Source organism: Streptomyces sp. NPDC006544 (genome assembly GCF_040611715.1).
Classification (GTDB): Bacteria; Actinomycetota; Actinomycetes; order Streptomycetales; family Streptomycetaceae; genus Streptomyces.
In genome coordinates this window covers 41,222-58,826 of the sequence record NZ_JBEXOV010000030.1, presented here as the reverse complement: position 1 = coordinate 58,826, position 17,605 = coordinate 41,222, and the positions used below count along the sequence as shown (strand labels likewise).

The 17,605-nt window shown below is 73.4% G+C and carries 16 protein-coding genes; 7 read left to right on the top strand and 9 right to left on the bottom strand.

Annotated elements, in window-relative coordinates; genetic code table 11:
- Window positions 1–33: 33 nt before the first annotated feature.
- On the top strand, window positions 34–921 hold the full coding sequence (locus ABZY44_RS16745) for a biotin-dependent carboxyltransferase family protein (protein ID WP_356654370.1): 888 nt from the start codon (window positions 34–36) through the stop codon (window positions 919–921).
- 58 nt (window positions 922–979) lie between these two features.
- Here the strand turns inward: ABZY44_RS16745 and ABZY44_RS16740 are convergent, their stop codons facing one another.
- Entirely contained in the window at window positions 980–2,386 is a 1,407-nt protein-coding gene (locus ABZY44_RS16740) for a HEAT repeat domain-containing protein (RefSeq protein ID WP_356654332.1), read from the bottom strand.
- 332 nt (window positions 2,387–2,718) lie between these two features.
- Window positions 2,719–3,144, bottom strand: a complete 426-nt coding sequence (locus ABZY44_RS16735) for an ankyrin repeat domain-containing protein (RefSeq protein ID WP_356654330.1) — start codon at window positions 3,142–3,144, stop codon at window positions 2,719–2,721.
- Between the two features lie 279 nt (window positions 3,145–3,423).
- Here ABZY44_RS16735 and ABZY44_RS16730 point away from each other — a divergent pair, with 279 nt between their 5' ends.
- Window positions 3,424–3,618 carry a hypothetical protein gene (locus tag ABZY44_RS16730; RefSeq protein WP_008743136.1) on the top strand — a complete coding sequence of 65 codons (195 nt, stop codon included), beginning with the start codon at window positions 3,424–3,426 and terminating at the stop codon, window positions 3,616–3,618.
- Between the two features lie 50 nt (window positions 3,619–3,668).
- Entirely contained in the window at window positions 3,669–5,351 is a 1,683-nt protein-coding gene (locus tag ABZY44_RS16725) for a hypothetical protein (RefSeq protein WP_356654328.1), read from the top strand.
- A gap of 34 nt (window positions 5,352–5,385) precedes the next feature.
- Here ABZY44_RS16725 and ABZY44_RS16720 read toward each other — a convergent pair whose 3' ends face one another.
- Window positions 5,386–6,888 carry a PLP-dependent aminotransferase family protein gene (locus ABZY44_RS16720; protein ID WP_356654326.1) on the bottom strand — a complete coding sequence of 501 codons (1,503 nt, stop codon included), beginning with the start codon at window positions 6,886–6,888 and terminating at the stop codon, window positions 5,386–5,388.
- A 263-nt stretch (window positions 6,889–7,151) separates the two neighbouring features.
- Between ABZY44_RS16720 and ABZY44_RS16715 the strand changes: the two genes are divergently transcribed.
- The 3 genes from ABZY44_RS16715 (at window position 7,152) to ABZY44_RS16705 (ending at window position 10,083) form a co-directional block, all read left to right on the top strand.
- Window positions 7,152–7,922 carry a glycerophosphodiester phosphodiesterase gene (locus ABZY44_RS16715; protein WP_356654324.1) on the top strand — a complete coding sequence of 257 codons (771 nt, stop codon included), beginning with the start codon at window positions 7,152–7,154 and terminating at the stop codon, window positions 7,920–7,922.
- Between the two features lie 67 nt (window positions 7,923–7,989).
- Window positions 7,990–9,366: an MFS transporter gene (locus ABZY44_RS16710; protein WP_356654322.1), complete on the top strand. Its 1,377-nt coding sequence runs from the start codon at window positions 7,990–7,992 to the stop codon at window positions 9,364–9,366.
- Between the two features lie 342 nt (window positions 9,367–9,708).
- On the top strand, window positions 9,709–10,083 hold the full coding sequence (locus ABZY44_RS16705; protein ID WP_007262928.1) for an RNA polymerase-binding protein RbpA: 375 nt from the start codon (window positions 9,709–9,711) through the stop codon (window positions 10,081–10,083).
- A gap of 97 nt (window positions 10,084–10,180) precedes the next feature.
- Here ABZY44_RS16705 and fxsA read toward each other — a convergent pair whose 3' ends face one another.
- The 4 genes from fxsA to ABZY44_RS16685 all read right to left on the bottom strand — a co-directional run bounded on the left by fxsA (window position 10,181) and on the right by ABZY44_RS16685 (window position 14,287).
- On the bottom strand, window positions 10,181–10,783 hold the full coding sequence (gene fxsA, locus ABZY44_RS16700; RefSeq protein WP_356654320.1) for an FxsA family membrane protein: 603 nt from the start codon (window positions 10,781–10,783) through the stop codon (window positions 10,181–10,183).
- Between the two features lie 157 nt (window positions 10,784–10,940).
- On the bottom strand, window positions 10,941–11,711 hold the full coding sequence (locus ABZY44_RS16695; RefSeq protein ID WP_356654318.1) for a polyprenol monophosphomannose synthase: 771 nt from the start codon (window positions 11,709–11,711) through the stop codon (window positions 10,941–10,943).
- Window positions 11,712–12,044: 333 nt separating this feature from the next.
- Entirely contained in the window at window positions 12,045–13,697 is a 1,653-nt protein-coding gene (locus ABZY44_RS16690) for an amidohydrolase (RefSeq protein WP_356654316.1), read from the bottom strand.
- Window positions 13,698–13,846: 149 nt separating this feature from the next.
- A complete protein-coding gene (locus tag ABZY44_RS16685; RefSeq protein WP_356654368.1) occupies window positions 13,847–14,287 on the bottom strand; it encodes an Lrp/AsnC family transcriptional regulator in 441 nt (146 codons plus the stop codon).
- Between the two features lie 229 nt (window positions 14,288–14,516).
- Between ABZY44_RS16685 and ABZY44_RS16680 the strand changes: the two genes are divergently transcribed.
- Window positions 14,517–14,963 carry a hypothetical protein gene (locus ABZY44_RS16680; RefSeq protein ID WP_356654314.1) on the top strand — a complete coding sequence of 149 codons (447 nt, stop codon included), beginning with the start codon at window positions 14,517–14,519 and terminating at the stop codon, window positions 14,961–14,963.
- Between the two features lie 106 nt (window positions 14,964–15,069).
- On the opposite strand, the gene ABZY44_RS16675 is transcribed toward ABZY44_RS16680, so the two are convergent.
- The gene (locus ABZY44_RS16675) at window positions 15,070–16,173 is read right to left on the bottom strand and encodes a phosphotransferase family protein (protein WP_356654312.1); all 1,104 of its coding nucleotides are present in this window, start codon (window positions 16,171–16,173) and stop codon (window positions 15,070–15,072) included.
- Between the two features lie 90 nt (window positions 16,174–16,263).
- Entirely contained in the window at window positions 16,264–17,400 is a 1,137-nt protein-coding gene (locus ABZY44_RS16670; RefSeq protein WP_356654310.1) for a hypothetical protein, read from the bottom strand.
- Window positions 17,401–17,605 lie beyond the last annotated feature (205 nt).

Below are 17,605 nucleotides of genomic sequence, written 5' to 3'. Positions count from 1 at the left end.
GGGCCCGGAGGGTCCGGAGGGCCTTCAGGGCTCGTGCGGGGCGCGCGGGCCTCGCAGGCCTTCGAGGTGCTCCGGCCGGGCGCGCTGACCACCGTCCAGGACCTGGGCCGGCCGGGGTACGCGCATCTCGGCGTACCGCGCTCGGGCGCCCTCGACGCGGGGGCGCACGCGCTGGCCAACCGCCTGTTGGGCAACCCGCCGGAGGCCGCCACGCTGGAGACGACCCTGGACGGCGTGGGTCTGCGGGCCCTGGGCGGCCCGGTGGTGGTGGCCGTGACGGGAGCGCCCTGTGGTGTACGGGTCTGCGGGCGAGCGGCGCCCTGGGGGGCCCCGGTCCTGCTGCGGGCCGGGGCGGAGCTCGAGGTGGGCCGGGCGGAGTCGGGAGTGCGCAGCTACGTCGCGGTGCGGGGAGGGTTCGCCGTACGGCCGGTCCTGGGCAGCCGCTCGACGGATCTGCTGTCGGGCCTCGGGCCGCCGGTCCTCACGGCGGGGGCGCTGCTGGCGGTGGGCCCGGCCGGTCCGGATCCGGTGGGCGGGGCGGACGCCCTGGCCGTGCCGGGCCCGCCCTCGGAACTCGTGCTCCCGCTGCGGCTGGGGCCGAGGGCCGACTGGTTCGACCCGGAGTCGGTGACGGACCGGCTGCTTCGCGCGCGGTACCGCGTCTCGGCGGCCTCGAACCGCATCGGCCTGCGCACCGAGGGCCCCCCGCTCACCCGGGCCCGGGCCGGGGAACTCCCGAGCGAGGGCATGGTGCTGGGTGCGGTGCAGGTGCCTCCGGACGGTCAGCCGGTGGTCTTCCTGGCCGACCACCCGGTCACCGGCGGCTACCCGGTCATCGGCGTAGTCCCCCCGGGCCCCGCCCTCGACGCGGCCGCTCAGGCCCGACCGGGGGTAGGGGTTCGGTTCGTGGGGGGTCGGTGAGGGGGGCGGGCGGTGGTGGGGCGGGCCCGGGCTGCGGCGGGGCCCGCCCCACCACCGCCTACACCGCCGACTCCGGAGCGATCCTGCTGCGGACCGCCGACTGGACGTCCTCTTCTTCCGCCGGGTCCGCCGCCAGGCGGCGGAGTCTCGGGGTCACCCGGGCGTCCGCCGTCGCCGCGTGGTGGGCGGCTACCTCGCGCGTGGTCTCCTCGCAGTCCCAGAGGCATTCGACCGCGAAGCCCTCCGCGAACGACGGGTCCGTGGCCGCCAGGGCGCGCGCGGCCCGGCCGCGCAGGTGGGACGAGGCCGTCTCGCGGTAGACGTGGCGCAGCACCGGCGCCGCGCAGCCGACCGCGAGCCGGCCCGCTCCGTCGACGAGGGCGAACAGCCGCGCCGAGTCGGGGCCGGCGCCCCGCACCGTGGAGCGCAGGGCCCCGAGTACCAGGTGCGCGTCCTCGGCGCCGCCGCGGGCGGCCAGGATGGCCGCTGCGGCCGCTCCGAGGGCGTCGGGGCGGTGGATCCATCGCCGGGCCCGCTCGACGGCGCCGGGGCCGCACATGCGCTCGTACGCGGCCACGGCCGGTTCGTCGCCGGCGGCCTCGATGAGGTCCAGTACGGCCGGGTTCTCCGGTTCCGCGAGGACCAGGTGGTGCAGGGCGGTGGCGCGGGCGGCCTCGCCGCAGGCGCCGGCGGCGGCCGCGAGGATCGCGGAGCGGTCCTCGGGCGTGGCCACGGCGGCCAGGCAGCGGGCGGCGGGGACGTGCAGGGGGGTGCCCCGGCGCAGGCCGTCGGCGGCCCAGTCGAAGACGGCCTGGACGCCCCAGCCGGGCTGGGGGCCGCGCGGGGTGAGCTGGCGCTGCCAGCGGTCGAAGGAGCCCTGCTGGCGGGCGGCGCGCAGGCGGGCGGCGTACTCGGGAGCCTCGGGGTTCTCCTCCCACAGGCGCCAGGGTCTGGGTTCGTAGGCGTCGCGGACGGCGGCGGCGAGCCGCGCCTCACCCTCCGTGGTGGCGGGGAACCGGGCGAGGACGGCGTCGGCCAGCGAGCGCAGACCCTCGTCGTCGTCGCGCAGGGCGAGCTCGTCGAGGGCCCAGGCCCAGTTGGCGCCCGTGGCGGCGTAGCGGCGCAGCAGCATGAGTGCGTCGTCGCGGCCGTAGGAGGCCAGGTGTCCGAGGACGGACAGGGCGAGGCCGGTGCGGCGGTCGTCCTCGTCGACGAGGTCGTCGACGCCGAAGAGGTGGGTCTCGATCTCGCCCAGGGGGCCGTCGAGGTCCAGGTACAGCCGGGCGTAGTACAAGGAGCGGTTCTCGACCTGCCAGTCCTGGCGCGGATCGCCGGCCACGCACCGGTCGAGCGCCGCGAGGGCCTCGGCCCTGGGCGCCGCGAGGGCGTGCAGCGTGCCGTCGCCGCGGCCGCGCTGGAGGAGACCGAGCAGGGTGCCGCTCGGCGCTATGACTGGTTCGAACATGGGAATGGCCTCAAATCAAGCTGGGGACGCAACCGGGAATCAAAATTCACAGGGCCGCGTAACAGCATGTGAGGACGTCCGCCGTCATGTTCCGCTCGATGTAGACCATTGCCTTCTCACTCTCGTCGGTGCTTCACGGCCAGGGCGGCGGTCCCCCGGCAGGAAGAGGTTCGGACACCCGTTGTGTCCTGCCCGCTCCTGCCCGTCCGCCCTGTCCGCGAATCGAATCCGTCGTCATGATGACCCAGTCGGTTTGTGCGCCGCGACCACATTTAAGGCCGCCGTGACCAATCCGTGAGGTCTGGGCCGGTCAGCGACCGGCCAAAAGCGGACTACTTGGCTCCGAAAAGTTCCAGCAGGTCAGCCTTTGCGAACATGCGGGCCGTGTCCACGGCGGAGGGGGTTCCGGCGTTCGGGTCGGCCCCGCCGGCGAGCAGCGCGCGGATGACGGCTTCCTCGCCCTTGAAGACGGCCCCGGCGAGCGGGGTCTGGCCGCGGTCGTTGGCGCGGTCGGCCTCGGCGCCGCGGGTGAGCAGGGCCGTGACGGCGTCGGCGTGCCCGTGGTACGCGGCGAGCATGACGAGGGTGTCGCCGCGGTCGTTGGTGAGGTTCGCCGGGACGCCCGCGTCGAGGTAGGCGGCGAGGGTCTCGGTCTCACCCTGACGGGCGAGGTCGAAGATCTTGGTTGCCAGCTCGATGACGTCCTCGTCGGGAACGTCCGGGGAGGCCGGGGAGCTGCCCTCGACGTGCTCACTCATCGGTCGTACCGCCTTTCACGGGCAGGGGTGCGTACGGCAGCGCGTCCGTACGGGTGAATCGCCAGAGTAGCGCCCGGACCTGCACATGAGCGGAGCGGGCCGAGGCAATGATCACCCTGCGGCCCCCTTGCGGCCTGGCCGCCCGGCACGCCAGCCGGGCTGGGCCGGTCAAGTGAAAATTCCTCATATTCACCCATACGCACCTTTTGTCGCATTGATACTTGCTGTGAGCCTGGAAGAACTGATGGTGACTGTCCCCACCCACCAGGAGAACTCCTCATGGTCCTGTCCATCTCAGGTGTCGTCCTGCTCGGCATCATCTGCTTCCTCTTCTTCAAGAAGGACGGAATGAAGCTGTCGCACGCGTTCGTGTGCGCGCTCTTCGGCTTCTTCCTCGCGGGCTCCGCCATCGCCCCCAGCATCACGGCGAGTACGGCGAGCCTCGCGAGTCTTCTCGGCGGGATCAAGCTCTAGCGCCCCGCCCAGGCAACCACCCGAAGCATCCACAACTCCAGGAGACGCCCGTGGTCCGGCGCCCACTTCCCCGCATCCTCAGCAGCGGCACCGTGTCGCTGACCCGGGGCCGCGACTTCGCTCGCACGGCCGCCGACAGCGCCACGGACGTCCTCCATCCGCTCCTCGTCATCGGGCGGGGGCTGCGCATCCTGGCCTCGGCCGGGCGGCGCAAGTGGTGCGACACCCCCAAGGACAAGCGTGGTCCCGCGCTGTTCCTGGGCGTCGCCTGCGTCCTCGTGGTCGCGCTCGTCCCCTACGGCCCCCTCGCCGCCCTGATCACCCTCATGGCGGCGGCGGCCTGGCAGGGACGCGACCGCACCCCGGTGAAGACAGGACCCAGCGATGCCGAGACCGAACGCCTCGGCTCCCTCTACGAAGCACTCGTGCCGTACTTCTCCGTCCCGGAGGACCCGAGTCCGCTCTTCGCCCACGGCGGGGACTGGGACAAGGCCTTCAGCGGCTACGAGTTCGACGAGGCGGGCCGCGTCACCCGGCTCCACATCCGCTACCCGGCCTACTTCACCGACGGCGAGGCCGCCTCGCGGGCCCGGATCGAGGCACTGCTGCACGCCAAGTCCGGGCGCGGACGGGAGTATCTCTTCGACTGGGACGAGGAGGGCAACCAGCTCGACCTGAGTGTGCTGGCGGCGCTGCCGACAGGTATCGCCGCCCAGCCCTTCGTGACCTCCCCCGGTGAGACCGTGCTCGGCTTCACCGACGCCGGCGGGGTGCAGCGCACCCTGCCCGTCCTGGAGGCCGACCAGCCCCGCGACATGCCGCCGGTCATCTGGCGCACCGGCTCCCGCTCCGCCGAGCCCCACCTGCTGGCCGTCGGCCAGCCCGGCAGCGGTACCTCCACGCTGCTGCGCTCGGTCGCCCTGCAGGCCCTGCGGCACGGTGGCGACGTACTGATCGTGGAGGGCGGCGGAAGCGGCGAGTACTCCTGCCTGTCCGGCCGGGCCGGCGTGCTGGCCGTGGAGTGCGGGCCGGCCGGGGCGCTGGCCACCCTGGAATGGGCCGCGCGCGAGACCGAGCGGCGCCTGATCGCCACCCATCGTGCCCGGGAAGCGGGACGGCCCGCGCCCGAGGACACCCGCCGCCCGCTGTGGATCCTGCTCGACCGGCCCAGCGTGCTGGGCCACCTCGCCGCCGCCGAGGGAGCTCCCGACCCGCTCGCGCAGCTCCAGGTGCCGCTGCGGCACGGGCGCGCCGCGCACGTGACCGTGGTGGTGGCCGAACAGTTCGACCACCTGGAGCTGCTGCACGACGCCGTCTGGCAGCACACCCGGGCCCGGGTCGTCCTGGGGTCCGCCTCGATCCAGCAGATCGCCGACGTGCTGGGACTGCCCCCGCACACCACGCCGACGGCCGTCGCACCGCCCGGGCGCGGATACGCCCGCCTCGGCACCGGTCCCGTGCACCGGCTCCAGGTGCCCGCCACGCCGGACCCGTACGACGAGGCCGCCCATCCGGCACACCGGCAGGCGGTACTGGAGCTCCTGCCCGAGCGGCAGGCCCGGCCCAAGACCGTGGCGGACCACGTCACACCGACGAAGCCCCTGCGCATCCTCCAGCCGGTGCAGCCCCTGCAGCCGTCGCAGGCGGTTCAGCCGGTTCACCCGCCGGCCCAGGCGCAGGGGCCGTCGATCGACGCCCCTGGGGTCCCCGAGGTCCCGGTGGACGCCCCGTAGATCACGCGGCGGGGGCGGGCGGCCGGCGGCGCTCCTACGCGACGAACGTGCGCGGCGGTTCCGCGCCGCCGCCGCCCGCTCCCGTGCCGACCAGCCGGGCCGCGGCGGCCAGCCGGGCGGCCGCCTCCTCCGCCACCGGGCCGCCGACGGTGAACGGGAGCCGTACGTACCCCTCGAAGGCCCCGTCGACCCCGAACCGGGGGCCCGAGGGAACCCGTACGCCGACCCGCTCCCCCACCTCGGCCAGCCGGGAGCCGGAGAGCCCGCCCGCGCGGGCCCACAGCGTCAGGCCGCCGCGCGGGACCTGGAACTCCCAGTCCGGCAGCTCCCGGCGCACCGCCGCCACCAGCGCGTCGCGGTTCTCGCGGGCCTGGTCGCGGCGGATCTCGACGGCCTGCGCCCAGCCCCCGGTCCGCATCAGCCAGTTCACCGCGAGCTGTTCCAGCACGGGGGTGCCGAGGTCGGCGTAGGCCCGGGCCGCCACGAGGCTGCGGATGACGTCGGGAGCCGCGCGGACCCAGCCGATGCGCATGCCGGCCCAGAAGGCCTTGCTGGCGGAGCCGACGGTGACGACGGTGGAGCCGGCCGGGTCGAAGGAGCAGACCGGGCGCGGCATCTCCACGTCCTGGTCGAGCTGGAGCTCGATCATGGTCTCGTCGGCGACGAGCACGGTGCCGGCCGAGCGGGCGGCCTGCACCATGGCGCGGCGCTGCTCGTCGGAGGCGAGCGCGCCGGTCGGGTTGTGGAAGTCGGCGACGACGTACGCGAGGCGGGGGGCCGAGTCGCGCAGGACCTGGCGCCAGACGTCCATGTCCCAGCCGGCCAGCCCCTCCGCCATGGCCACGGGCACGAGGCGGACGCCGGCGGCGCGCATGAGCTGGAGGATGTTGGCGTAGGAGGGGGATTCGACGGCGATCCGCTCGCCGCGCCCCGCGAAGAGGCTGCAGATGGCGTCGATGGCGCCCATCGCGCCCGTGGTGACCATGATCTGCTCGGGCATGGTCGGGATGCCGCGCTCGGTGTAGCGGTCGGCGAGCATGCGCCGCAGGGCGGGCAGCCCGGCCGGGTAGTCGCCGTGGGTGTGGGCGTACGGGGGGAGTTCCTCGAGGGCGCCCTGGACGGCCCTGGTGAGCCACGGCTCGGGGGCCGGGAGGGCGGCGCAGCCGAGGTCGATCATGGAGCCGAGGGATTCGGGGGGCAGGGGTTCGAGGCCGCGTGCGGGCGTCGGGTTGCCGGCCGGCACCGAGGTCCAGCTGCCGGCGCCCCGGCGCGACTCCAGGAACCCCTCGCCGCGCAGGGCCTCGTAGGCGGCGGCGACGGTGGTGCGGCTGACGGAGAGCACCACGGCGAGCTCCCGCTCCGCGGGCAGGCGCGCGGCGACGGGAACGCGGCCCTCGAGGACGAGGAGGCGGATGCCGTCGGCGAGAGAGCGGTACGCGGGCAGCTTGCGCGCGCCGGGCACCGCGGCCCGTCCCTGCTGGGAGGTGATGAGCCGGCCGAGCTGTGCGGCGCCAACGGCCGAGGTCCACTGCGCCATGGGTTCCGGTCCACCTTCGTCGAATTGGCCCCCTACCGGCCACTGGGGCCCGGTATTGGATTGGTCCTGCCGGTCCAGAGTGTCACGCGGTGGTTCCCTCGGGCCAGGGGCCCCCGGGCGCGGGGCGGGCCGCGGTACCCGGCGGACGGACCTCGCCCCGCGCGCGGGCGCCCCAGCGGCCGCCGGAGCCCTGCCGCGGGCCGTTGGCCTGCCGGACACCGGGGCGCTCCCGCCCCGGCGGGAACAGGGGGCATACTGCCGCCGTGACGCACGAACGCCTTCGCCATCCCTATCTCGACCACCCGGCTCCGATCCCCTTCGCCCACCGCGGCGGGGCCCTGGACGGGCTGGAGAACACCGCCGCCGCCTTCCGGCGGGCCGCCGGGGCGGGGTACCGGTACTTCGAGACCGATGTGCACGCCAGCGCCGACGGCAAACTGGTCGCCTTCCACGACGCGACCCTGGACCGGGTCACGGACGGCCGCGGCCGCATCCGGGAGCAGCCGTGGAGCCGGATACGGGAAGCGCGGGCCGGCGGGACCGAGCCGCTGGCCCTCTTCGAGGACCTCTTGGAGGAGTTCCCGCAGGCCCGCTGGAACGTGGACGTCAAGGACGAGTCCGCCCTGCACCCGCTGGTCAATCTGATCGCGCGCGCGGGAGTCTGGGACCGGGTGTGCGTGGGCTCCTTCTCGGAGAGCCGGGTCGCACGGGCCCAGAAGATCGCCGGCCCCCGGCTGGCCACGTCGTACGGGGTGCGCGGGGTGGTCGGGCTGCGGTTGCGCTCGTACGCGATCCCGGCGGCGCTGCGCGCGGGCGCGGTGGCGGCGCAGGTCCCGGAGACCCAGGCGGGCATCCGCGTGGTGGACCGCCGGTTCGTACGCACCGCGCACGAACGGGGACTGCAGGTGCACGTGTGGACCGTGAACGAACCGGAACGCATGGAGGCGCTGCTCGACCTCGGTGTCGATGGCATCATGACCGACCGGATCGACATCTTGCGCACGGTGCTGGACCGGCGCGGGGCCTGGGCCTGACAGGCCGAGGGCCCGCGCGCGGACGGTCGGCGGCCGCAGCGGTACGGGGACCAGCGAGGGGGCACTCATGAGTGCGCAGACCACAGATCAAGCGGAACCGGGTGCGGAGGACGGCAGAACCGCCGCCGCGGCCGCCGCGGCACGCAAACGCGAACAGCACGGCTGGTACTTCTACGACTTCGCCTGCTCGGTCTATTCGACGAGCGTGCTCACCGTGTTCCTCGGGCCGTACCTGACGGCGGTGGCCAAGGCGGCCGCCGACGCCGACGGCTACGTGCACCCGCTGGGCATCCCGGTGCGGGCCGGCTCGTACTTCGCCTACTCCGTGTCGGCCTCGGTGATCGTCGCCGTCCTGATCATGCCGCTCGCGGGTGCGCTCGCGGACCGCAGCGGGCGCAAGAAGCCGCTGCTGGCGGCGGCCGCGTACACGGGTGCGGCGGCGACCACCGGGATGTTCTTCCTGGGCGGCGAGCGCTACCTGCTCGGAGGGCTGCTGCTGATCGTCGCGAACGCGGCGCTGTCGGTCTCGATGGTGCTCTACAACGCCTATCTGCCGCAGATCTCCACGCCGGACGAGCGGGACACCGTCTCCTCGCGCGGCTGGGCCTTCGGCTACACCTCGGGCGCCTTCGTCCTCGTACTGAACCTCGTGGTCTACCAGGGCCACGATGCGTTCGGGCTCTCGGAGGGCGCGGCCGTCCGGATCTGTCTGGCCTCGGCGGGACTGTGGTGGGGTGCCTTCGCGGTCATCCCGCTGCGGCGGCTGCGGGACCGGGCCGTGGTCCGGGAGGCGGGGCCGGCCCTCAGCGGCTGGAAGCAGCTGGTCGCCACCCTGAAGGACATGCGGCGCTACCCGCTGACCCTGTCGTTCCTGCTGGCGTACCTGATCTACAACGACGGCGTGCAGACCGTGATCTCCCAGGCCTCCGTCTACGGCTCGGAAGAGCTCGGGCTCGAGCAGTCCACCCTGATCGTGGCCGTGCTGCTCGTGCAGGTCCTGGCGGTGGCGGGTGCGCTGGGGATGGGCCGGCTGGCGGCGCGGTACGGGTCCCAGCGGACGATTCTCGGTTCGCTGGCGGCGTGGGGGCTGACCCTGGCCGTCGGCTACTTCCTGCCGGCCCGGACCCCGGTGTGGTTCTTCGCGCTCGCCGCGATGATCGGGCTGGTGCTGGGCGGCAGCCAGGCGCTGTCCCGCTCGCTGTTCTCGCACCTGGTGCCGGCCGGCAAGGAGGCGGAGTACTTCTCGGCGTACGAGATGAGCGACCGCGGGCTGAGCTGGGTGGGACCGCTCGTCTTCGGCATCACCTACCAGGTCACGGGGAGCTACCGGGACGCGATCATCTCGTTGGTGGTCTTCTTCGCACTGGGTTTCGTGCTGCTCGCCAGAGTGCCGGTGCGGCGCGCGGTGGAGGCGGCGGGGAATCCTGTACCCGAGCGGATCTGACCGGGTCCGAGTGGACTCGGGTGGATATCGGGTGGGCCCCGAGCGGACCCGGAAGGGATCCAGGACGCGAATTCGGAACAGATTTCGACGTTCAAGCGAAGGGCCGGTAGTGTACGCCTTTGGCCTGCCAGGCGGACCGTTACTGCGTGCCCGCGAAGTGAAGACGTTGGGTGACATCTGCTGCCAGATGTGACAAAACGGGCATTGGTGGGTACAACAAGGGGCGGCACGACGGGCGACGCACGACCCGGAGCGGGAATCTATACCGCCGACCGGACGTTGACCGGATGACGACGACAGCGACACCTGTCCTGTGGGCGACAAGCCCGGGAGGCACGATTCATGAGTGAGCGAGCTCTCCGCGGTACGCGGCTCGTGGTTACCAGCTACGAGACGGACCGCGGCATCGATCTGGCCCCGCGCCAGGCGGTGGAGTACGCATGCCAGAACGGACATCGATTTGAGATGCCGTTCTCGGTTGAGGCAGAAATCCCGCCGGAGTGGGAGTGCAAGGCGTGCGGCGCCATGGCACTCCTGGTGGACGGGGACGGGCCCGAAGAGAAGAAGGGCAAGCCTGCGCGAACGCACTGGGACATGCTCATGGAGCGACGCACCCGCGAGGAGCTGGAGGAAGTGCTGGCCGAGAGGCTGGCGGTCCTTCGTTCCGGCGCCATGAACATTGCCGTGCATCCGCGGGACAGCCGCAAGTCCGCCTGACAGCCGGACGCCAGCACAGCAACAGCAGCACAGCACGACAGCAAGAAGCCGAGGGCCCCCGCCACACTGTGGCGGGGGCCCTCGGCTTTCCCGTGGATCAGGGGGTGAGCGGCGGCCGGTAGCCGGGGTCGGAGGCGGCCTCGGCGCCCGACTGCCGCGGCCGGTCCTCGCGGACGACCTCGCCGGTGATGACCTCACCCGGGATGACCTTGCCGTCGGGGTAGTGGATGCGGGCCTGCTGGAAGGCGTCGCCGAGGGAACCGGTGGGCGCCGACGACATCGTGCGCTCCAGCGTCCTGGTCGCGCGGCGGCCGATCCAGGCGCGGACCGGCGGGAGCAGGCAGAGCAGGCCCACCGCGTCGGATATCAGGCCCGGCATCATCAGGAGGAGGCCGGCCAGCATGGTCAGGCCGTTGCCCTTGCCGGGCTGCGCCGGGGCGGGCTGCCGGCCCGCCTGGGCCTGCTGGAAGGTGTCCGTCAGGTTCTTGAAGGCGCGCCGCCCGGCCCTCTTGATGACCACCGCGCCGAGTACCAGACCGCCCGCGAGCAGCAGGGCGACGGCACCGCCGCCGAGCGCTCCCGCGACCAGGCTGAGCAGCCAGATCTCCAGGATCAGCCAGGCCGCGATGGCAAGGGGGAGGAAGGTGCGGGCGGACGAACGCCGCCGGGGGGCCGCGTTGGTCGGAACTCCGGTCGTCATACCACCAGTGTGCCTGGGGCGACATAAAAGCGTCCTCAGCCGGAGGTACCGGACATCCCCTAGGGGTGCAGGTGCCGTTGCTGGCCGGGACGGGCACGGCAGCGCCGGCGACCACCGGCTGCCGTTCCGGCTGCCGCCGCGGACGGCCTGCCGCGGGCTACTTGCCGCGGAGTCTGCCGGTCACCTTGTTCACGTGTTCCTTCACGCCCCACTGGGTGACCCGCCAGAGGGCCTCCACCACGATGTCCTTGCTCATCTTGCTGTCGCCGAACTCGCGCTCCACGAAGGTGATGGGCACCTCGACCACGCGGAAGCCCTTGCGCACGGCCCTGCGGGCCAGGTCCACCTGGAAGCAGTACCCGGCGGAGGCCACGTCCTCCAGGCCGAGGCCCTCGAGGGTCTCGCGCCGGAAGGCACGGTAGCCGCCGGTGACGTCCCGGATCGGGACGCCCAGCATCATCCGGGAGTACGTGGAACCGCCGCGGGAGAGGAACTCGCGGCTCTTCGGCCAGTTGACGACCCGGCCGCCCGGGACCCAGCGGGAGCCCAGCACCAGGTCGGCGCCCTCGAGCGCGGTGAGCAGCCGGGGCAGTTCCTCGGGCTGGTGGGAGCCGTCGGCGTCCATCTCCACGATGACGCCGTAGCCGTGGTCCAGGCCCCACTGGAAGCCGGCCAGGTAGGCCGCCCCGAGCCCTTCCTTGCCCTTGCGGTGCAGGACGTGGACGTGCTCGTCCTGGGCCGCCAGCTCGTCCGCGAGTTTTCCCGTCCCGTCGGGGCTGTTGTCGTCCGCGACCAAGATGTGGGCCTCGGGCACAGCCGCGCGGACGCGGCCGACGATCAGCCCGATGTTCTCCGCCTCGTCGTAGGTCGGAATGATCACCAAGGCCGTGCCGAGCGGTCCGTAGCTTCGCTGTCCGCCGTCGCTCACTGATTCCCCTTTTGCGTTCTCGTACATCCCGTACGTCTTCGTGTACGTCGTGTCGCAGAGGATGATTTTAGAACAGCGATCGGAGCCCGCGGTCCTTCGGGCCGGACCGGCGCCCGCTGGCTGCGGGCCGCCTGACCGTTGTCTACTGGACCGACGGGCCCCGACCGGAGGCCACCCTCCCCCGTGCTCCCTCGGAGCAGGGGGACCCCTTCTAGCGAAACCTTCCCTCGCCCCCGAGGCGCGGGCGCGGCTGAGCGAACGGCTCCGTCCGGTGGTGGACCCGGCCGAACCTATCCGGGTCCGGCCGCCCTTACCGAACCAGGGAGCGGCGGATCACTCCTGTGGCCGTACGAATACCTCCCGGCCGCCGACGACGGTGGCCAGGCAGACCGGCAGCTCCGCGCCGGGGGTCAGGTCCGGCAGTCCGGGGGTGCCGGAGCGCGGGTCGGTGGACCAGCGGGCGACCCGGTCGTCCGGGGCCTGCACCACCAGTTCGGCGGCCTGCCAGACCGCGTAGTCGGCCGGGGCGCCGGGAACGAGGATGCCGGCGTCGTCGCGGCCCAGGGCCCGCCAGCCGCCGCGGGTGTGGGCGGCGAACGCGGCCCGGACGGAGATCCGGTGGGCCGGCGTGCGGTGGAACGCGGCCGCGCGGACCGTGCCCCAGGGATCGAGCGGGGTGACGGGGGCGTCCGAGCCGAACGCGAGCGGGACGCCGGCCTTGAGCATGGCCGCGTACGGGTTGAGCGTGCGGGCGCGCTCCGCACCGAGCCGGTCGGCGTACATGCCCTCCTCGCCGCCCCACAGCGCGTCGAAGGCGGGCTGGACGGACGCGGTGAGGCCGAGCGCCGCGAAGGCGGAGATGGCCGCCGGGGTCATCATCTCCGCGTGCTCGACGCGGTGGCGGGCTGCCCGCACACGGTCAAGGCCGACCTTGTCGGCGGCGGCCGTGACGCCGCTGATCACGGCGCTGATCGCCGCGTCGCCGATGGCGTGGAAACCGGCCTGGAGCCCCGCCTCGGTACAGGCCGCCACGTGTGCGGCGACGTCGTGCGCGTCGAGGTAGCCGGTGCCGGTGTGGCCCGCGTCGGCGTACGGGGCGTGCAGGCAGGCGGTGTGCGAGCCGAGGGCGCCGTCGACGAAGAGGTCGCCGGCGGCCCCGACGGCGCCGAGCGCCCTGGCCTGGTCGAGGTCGCGGTCGGCCCAGTAGCCGAAGACCCGGGGGCCGGGGCGCGTGCGCGCGAGCTCCATGAGGGCGGTGAAGTCCTCGGCGGAGGAGATGTCCGGACCCCCGCACTCGTGGACGGACCCGATGCCGAGGGAAGCGGCCCGGTCCAGGGCGGCCCGCTGGGCCTCGGCGCGCTGGGCCGGGAGGAGGGCCTCGAGCGCCACGCGGCGGACCTGGTGGTGGTCGTCGCGGGTCAGCGGCTCGTCGCCGGTGCCGCGGACCCCGGGAACGAGGTCCAGCAGGGCCGTGGTCACCACGGCGGAGTGGACGTCGATGCGGCTGAGGTAGAGCGGCCGGCCGCCGGTGGCCTCGTCGAGTTCCCGGCGGCCGGGGGCACGGCGCTCGGGCCAGCGGGCCGCGTCCCAGCCGTGCCCGAGGAGGACCCGGTCGGCGGGGCGGCGCTCGGCGTACGCCCGGACCCGCGCGAGGGCCTCGGCGAGGGAGGCCGCCCCGGAGAGGTCCAGTCCGGTCAGGGCGAGGCCCGCCGAGGTGGTGTGGACGTGGGCGTCGGTGAAGGCGGGTGTGACGAGCGCGCCGTCGAGGTCGACGACCTCGTCCACGCCCTGCGCGAAGGCGTCCGCGGCGCCCTCGGAACCGACCCAGGCGACGTGGCCGCGCTCGACCACCATCGCGGTGGCGAAGGGGTCGGCGGGGCTGTGGACCTCTCCGCCGCGCAGGAGGACGGTCCGTTGGGGTCCGGAGGCTGCGGGTGTGCCCGGCGTTCCGGCGGCGGTGGCGGAGTCGGCAGTGCGGTCTGTCATGCCGACAGTCTCCCCTCTGGGGCGCGCCGTCCTGACGGTCGGGGTCGGACCGCGGGGTTCCCGGGCCGGGGCCGCTCCCGGGCCGGACGGGCACGAGGTCCCGTACCGGTCCCGGCGTGGGTCGCGGCGCGGTCCCGGCCGGGCGGCCGTCAGACGCGCGGGGGGCGGGATTCGTACGGGGTGGAGAGGACCACCGTCGTACGGGTGGCGACGTGGGCCAGGGCGCGCAGGCGCCCGAGGAGGTCCTCGAGTTCCAGAGGGGTCGCGACGCGGACCTTGAGGATGTAGTTCTCGTCGCCCGCGACGCTGTGGCATGCCTCGATCTCCGGAACCCCGGACAGCCGGTCCGCGATGTCGTCCGGCGCGCTCGGGTCGAAGGGCTTGACCGAGATGAAGGCGGTCAGCGGCAGCCCGACGGCTTCGGGGTCGACGACGGCCGCGTAGCCGCGGATGACTCCGCGCTGTTCCAGGCGGCGTACTCGCTGGTGGACCGCCGACGTGGACAGGCCGGTGGCCTTGCCCAGGTCCGTGTAGCTCATCCGCCCGTCCCGCACGAGCAGATCCACGATCTGGCGGTCCAGCTCCTCCATTGCGCTCATAGCCGCACAACCTACGTCCCTGGGCCGCCTCAGGCCCAGCCGTGTCCACGTTTTGACGCGGCACCGCACGGCACCTGCGCCGGGCATGTGACCAAGGCCACAGGGGTACGCGGGCGTACGACGGCCGGATGTGGTTACTCGTGCCGCGCGACGGGAAGTGCTTGGGATGGCCGTGGGCGAAGAAGCTGCCCGCCCGGCCCACCCAAGGGGGAGTACATCCATGCTGAACACCAAGCGCGCCGGTCGCACCGAACCGGAGCCCCTGGAAATCGTCGAGGGCGACTACGCCGACGACGACGACTACCTCGGATACGGCGAGGGATTCGAGATCCACCACGCCGTCTGCCCGGACTGCGGTCAGGCCATCGCCCTCGTCGCGGACGAGGAGTTCCTGCCGCAGCACGCCCTCTGCCTGACCCCGTGGAACCCCTTCGGGCTCACGGTGTGCGCGGGTACCGGGCGGCCCGCCTCCGACGCGCTGCCCACCCTGGGACCCGCCGTGGAGGGGACCGTGGAGCTGGAGCCCGTCGTGCACCTCGCGCTGCCGCAGGGCCTGGACTGGCGTACGCAGCCCTTCTCGCACGTCGGCGGCCCCGGCTCGCGCCCGGTCCGGATGCCGGCGCCCGCGGTCCTGCCGCAGATGCGGCAGCACGCCCAGGCCGCCTGAGCCGCCCGGGCCGCCGCCCGCGCGCCGTACGTCCGCGCAACCGCCTCCCGCGTCCGCGCCCACGTCGGCGCATCCACTCCCGCGACCCCGAACTCCGGTGTCCGGGCTACCAGTACGTTCCCTGCACCATGGCGGCCAGGCTGGCATGGTGCAGGATCAGGCCGTCCGGGTCCGCCGGGACCTGCACCTCGCCGAAGTGCGCCTGCCGGTAGGCGATGCGCAGCATCACGATCCCGTGCCGCAGGGCGGCGTAGAGGGTGTGGAACTCCATGTCCCGGGGCGTGTGCCCGGTGAGTTCGGCGTACCGGCGCTCGATGTCGTCGCGCCGCAGGAACTCGGGCAGTCCGGGCTGGCCGAAACCGACGGTCAGGTCCTGGAAGAAGCGGTGGAGGTAGACCGTCCAGCCGAGGTCGACCTCGCGCGGGGCGAAGGCCGCCATCTCCCAGTCGAGGACGGCGACGGGCGCGAAGCCGTCGGCCTCGTAGATCACGTTGCCGATGCGCGCGTCGCCCCAGTTGAGGACGGCCGGGCCGCCCTCGTCGGCCGGCCAGAGCTCTTCGAGGCGCGCGAAGGCCCGTTCCAGCAGCGGGGACCTGGATTTTCCGGCCACCACCCAGTCGTAGTAGGCGCGTTGGGCGCCGACGTGGCGGCGCAGCGGGCTGCCGTCGCCCTCGGGAAGGAGGAACTGCGCCTCCTCGGGCGGGAACTGGTCGTGGAGCCGGGCCAGGAGGGAGATGCTCGCCTCCTGGAGTCCGGCGCGCTCGGCGTCGGTCGCGGCGTGGAGCCAGTTGCCCTCGTAGGTGTACGGCATCACGTCGGGCGGTACGCGGCCCTCGGCGCGGGCCATCACGAAGAAGGGCGCTCCGAGCGCGGCCGGGTCCTCTTCCAGCCACTGGACGCGCGGAACGGGCAGGTCGGTGTGCGCGGCGACCAGGCTCATCACGCGGTGCTGGCGGGGCATGTCGTAGGTGGGGAAGACGGTGTAGGCGGCCGGGTCCGCGGCGAGGCGCAGGGCGCAGGCGTGGACGGGGGTGTCCGGGTGCTCGATGTCGAAGAGCAGGGTCTCGCTGGACATGCCGTTCGAGCCGGGGACGGAGACGTTGGTGACCTTCGCGCCGGGGAGCTCGGTGTCGAGCCAGGCGGCGAGACGCCGGCCGAGTTCCTCGGGTTCGCGGGTGGAGGTGCGGGGGCGTGGTGCCGGTCCTGCCATGGGGGTACCCCTTCCTGTTCCTGCCTGACCTGCCTGTTGCTGTCCGGCCTTCGTCCTGCTGCTGTCCGGCCCTCGTCTGCTGCTGCGCCGCTACGGGGCCACGGAGCCGTAGTCGGTGAAGCCGCTCGGGTCGTGGCGGCCGAAGCTGCCGTGTTCGAAGATGCCGAAGCCGGTCCGGCCGTCGAGGGTGAAGCGGGCCGAGTGGTCGGTGACTCCGAAGGCGGCCATCGGGTGGGCGGAGGGGTCCGAGAGGTCGTACGCGCGGCGATCGGTCCAGCCGCGGCCCATCCAGGTGCCGTGCTGCCAGTCGGACGCGGGCGGGTAGCCGGCGCCGACCGCGAGCGGGGAGGAGTTCAGGATCTCCACGCCGAGTTCGAGGGGCTTGCGGCCGGCCGGGTCGGTGAGGTGCACGACGGCGCTCACCGGGTGGCGGGTTCCGGGCCGGTAGCGGATGTCGGTGTGCGGCCAGCCGAGTTGTACGTCGTGACGGCCGCTGTCCTCGGGGAAGACCTCGACGGCTTCGCTGAGGTTGCGCAGGCCGTCGGCGTCCTCCTGGGCGATGACCATCAGGAAGCGGTCCTCGAACCGGACGGGGATCCAGAGCCAGTGGAAGCCCTCGGGCCGGTGCTCCTCGGCGGCGCGGGCGCCGTCCTCCCCGGGGATCGGGCGCACGCCCCAGCTGCGGTCGCGGGTGGCGGTCCACCCGGCGGCGTCGAGGACGTGCTCCTCGCCCTTGGCTCGGATGGTGCCGGTGACGTGACCCGCCTGGACGAAGCGGCGGCCTTCGAGGATGAGGCGGTCGCCGCGGCGCTGCGTGTGGTGGGGCTCCCAGACGGCGGGGAACTCGGCGGTCCAGCTGATGTCGTACGAGAGTCCGTCGGGGTCGTCCGGGTCGGCGGCGCAGGTGAGCCCGATGCGCTTGAGGGGTGCGTCGACGGTGATCCGGAGCGGGCCGACGGAGAGGTTCATCCGGTCGTCGCTCAGGGCGTCGGAGGCGCGGACGGCGAGGAGTTCGTCACCGACGCGCAGGGTGGCGTAGGCGTCGATGACCCCGGTGTTGGGATAGACCCCGAGGCCGACGATGAGTACGGCGCGGCCGGCGTGGTCGAAGACGTGGAAGATGCAGCGGTCGTAGGCGTTGCGGTCGCCGGTGACGAGGTGCTTCATCGACAACGGGGCCTGGTGGATGGGGTACTCGTCGAGCGATATGGGGCGGTCGGCGGGCATGACGAAACCTCCGGGGCGGTGTACGGGTGGCACCTGGGCGGAAATGACGGTACGTCAGATTTAGTGGCGCGGGCCAGAGTCGTGGCATGAACTGTCAGGAAGGCACGGTGTGCGGCAGGTACCGGCAAGGCACGGTGTGCGGCGGGTACCGGCGGGGCGGCCCACGGACCGGGTGCCCCCGGCGGAGGCCGCCGTAGCCGGCGGT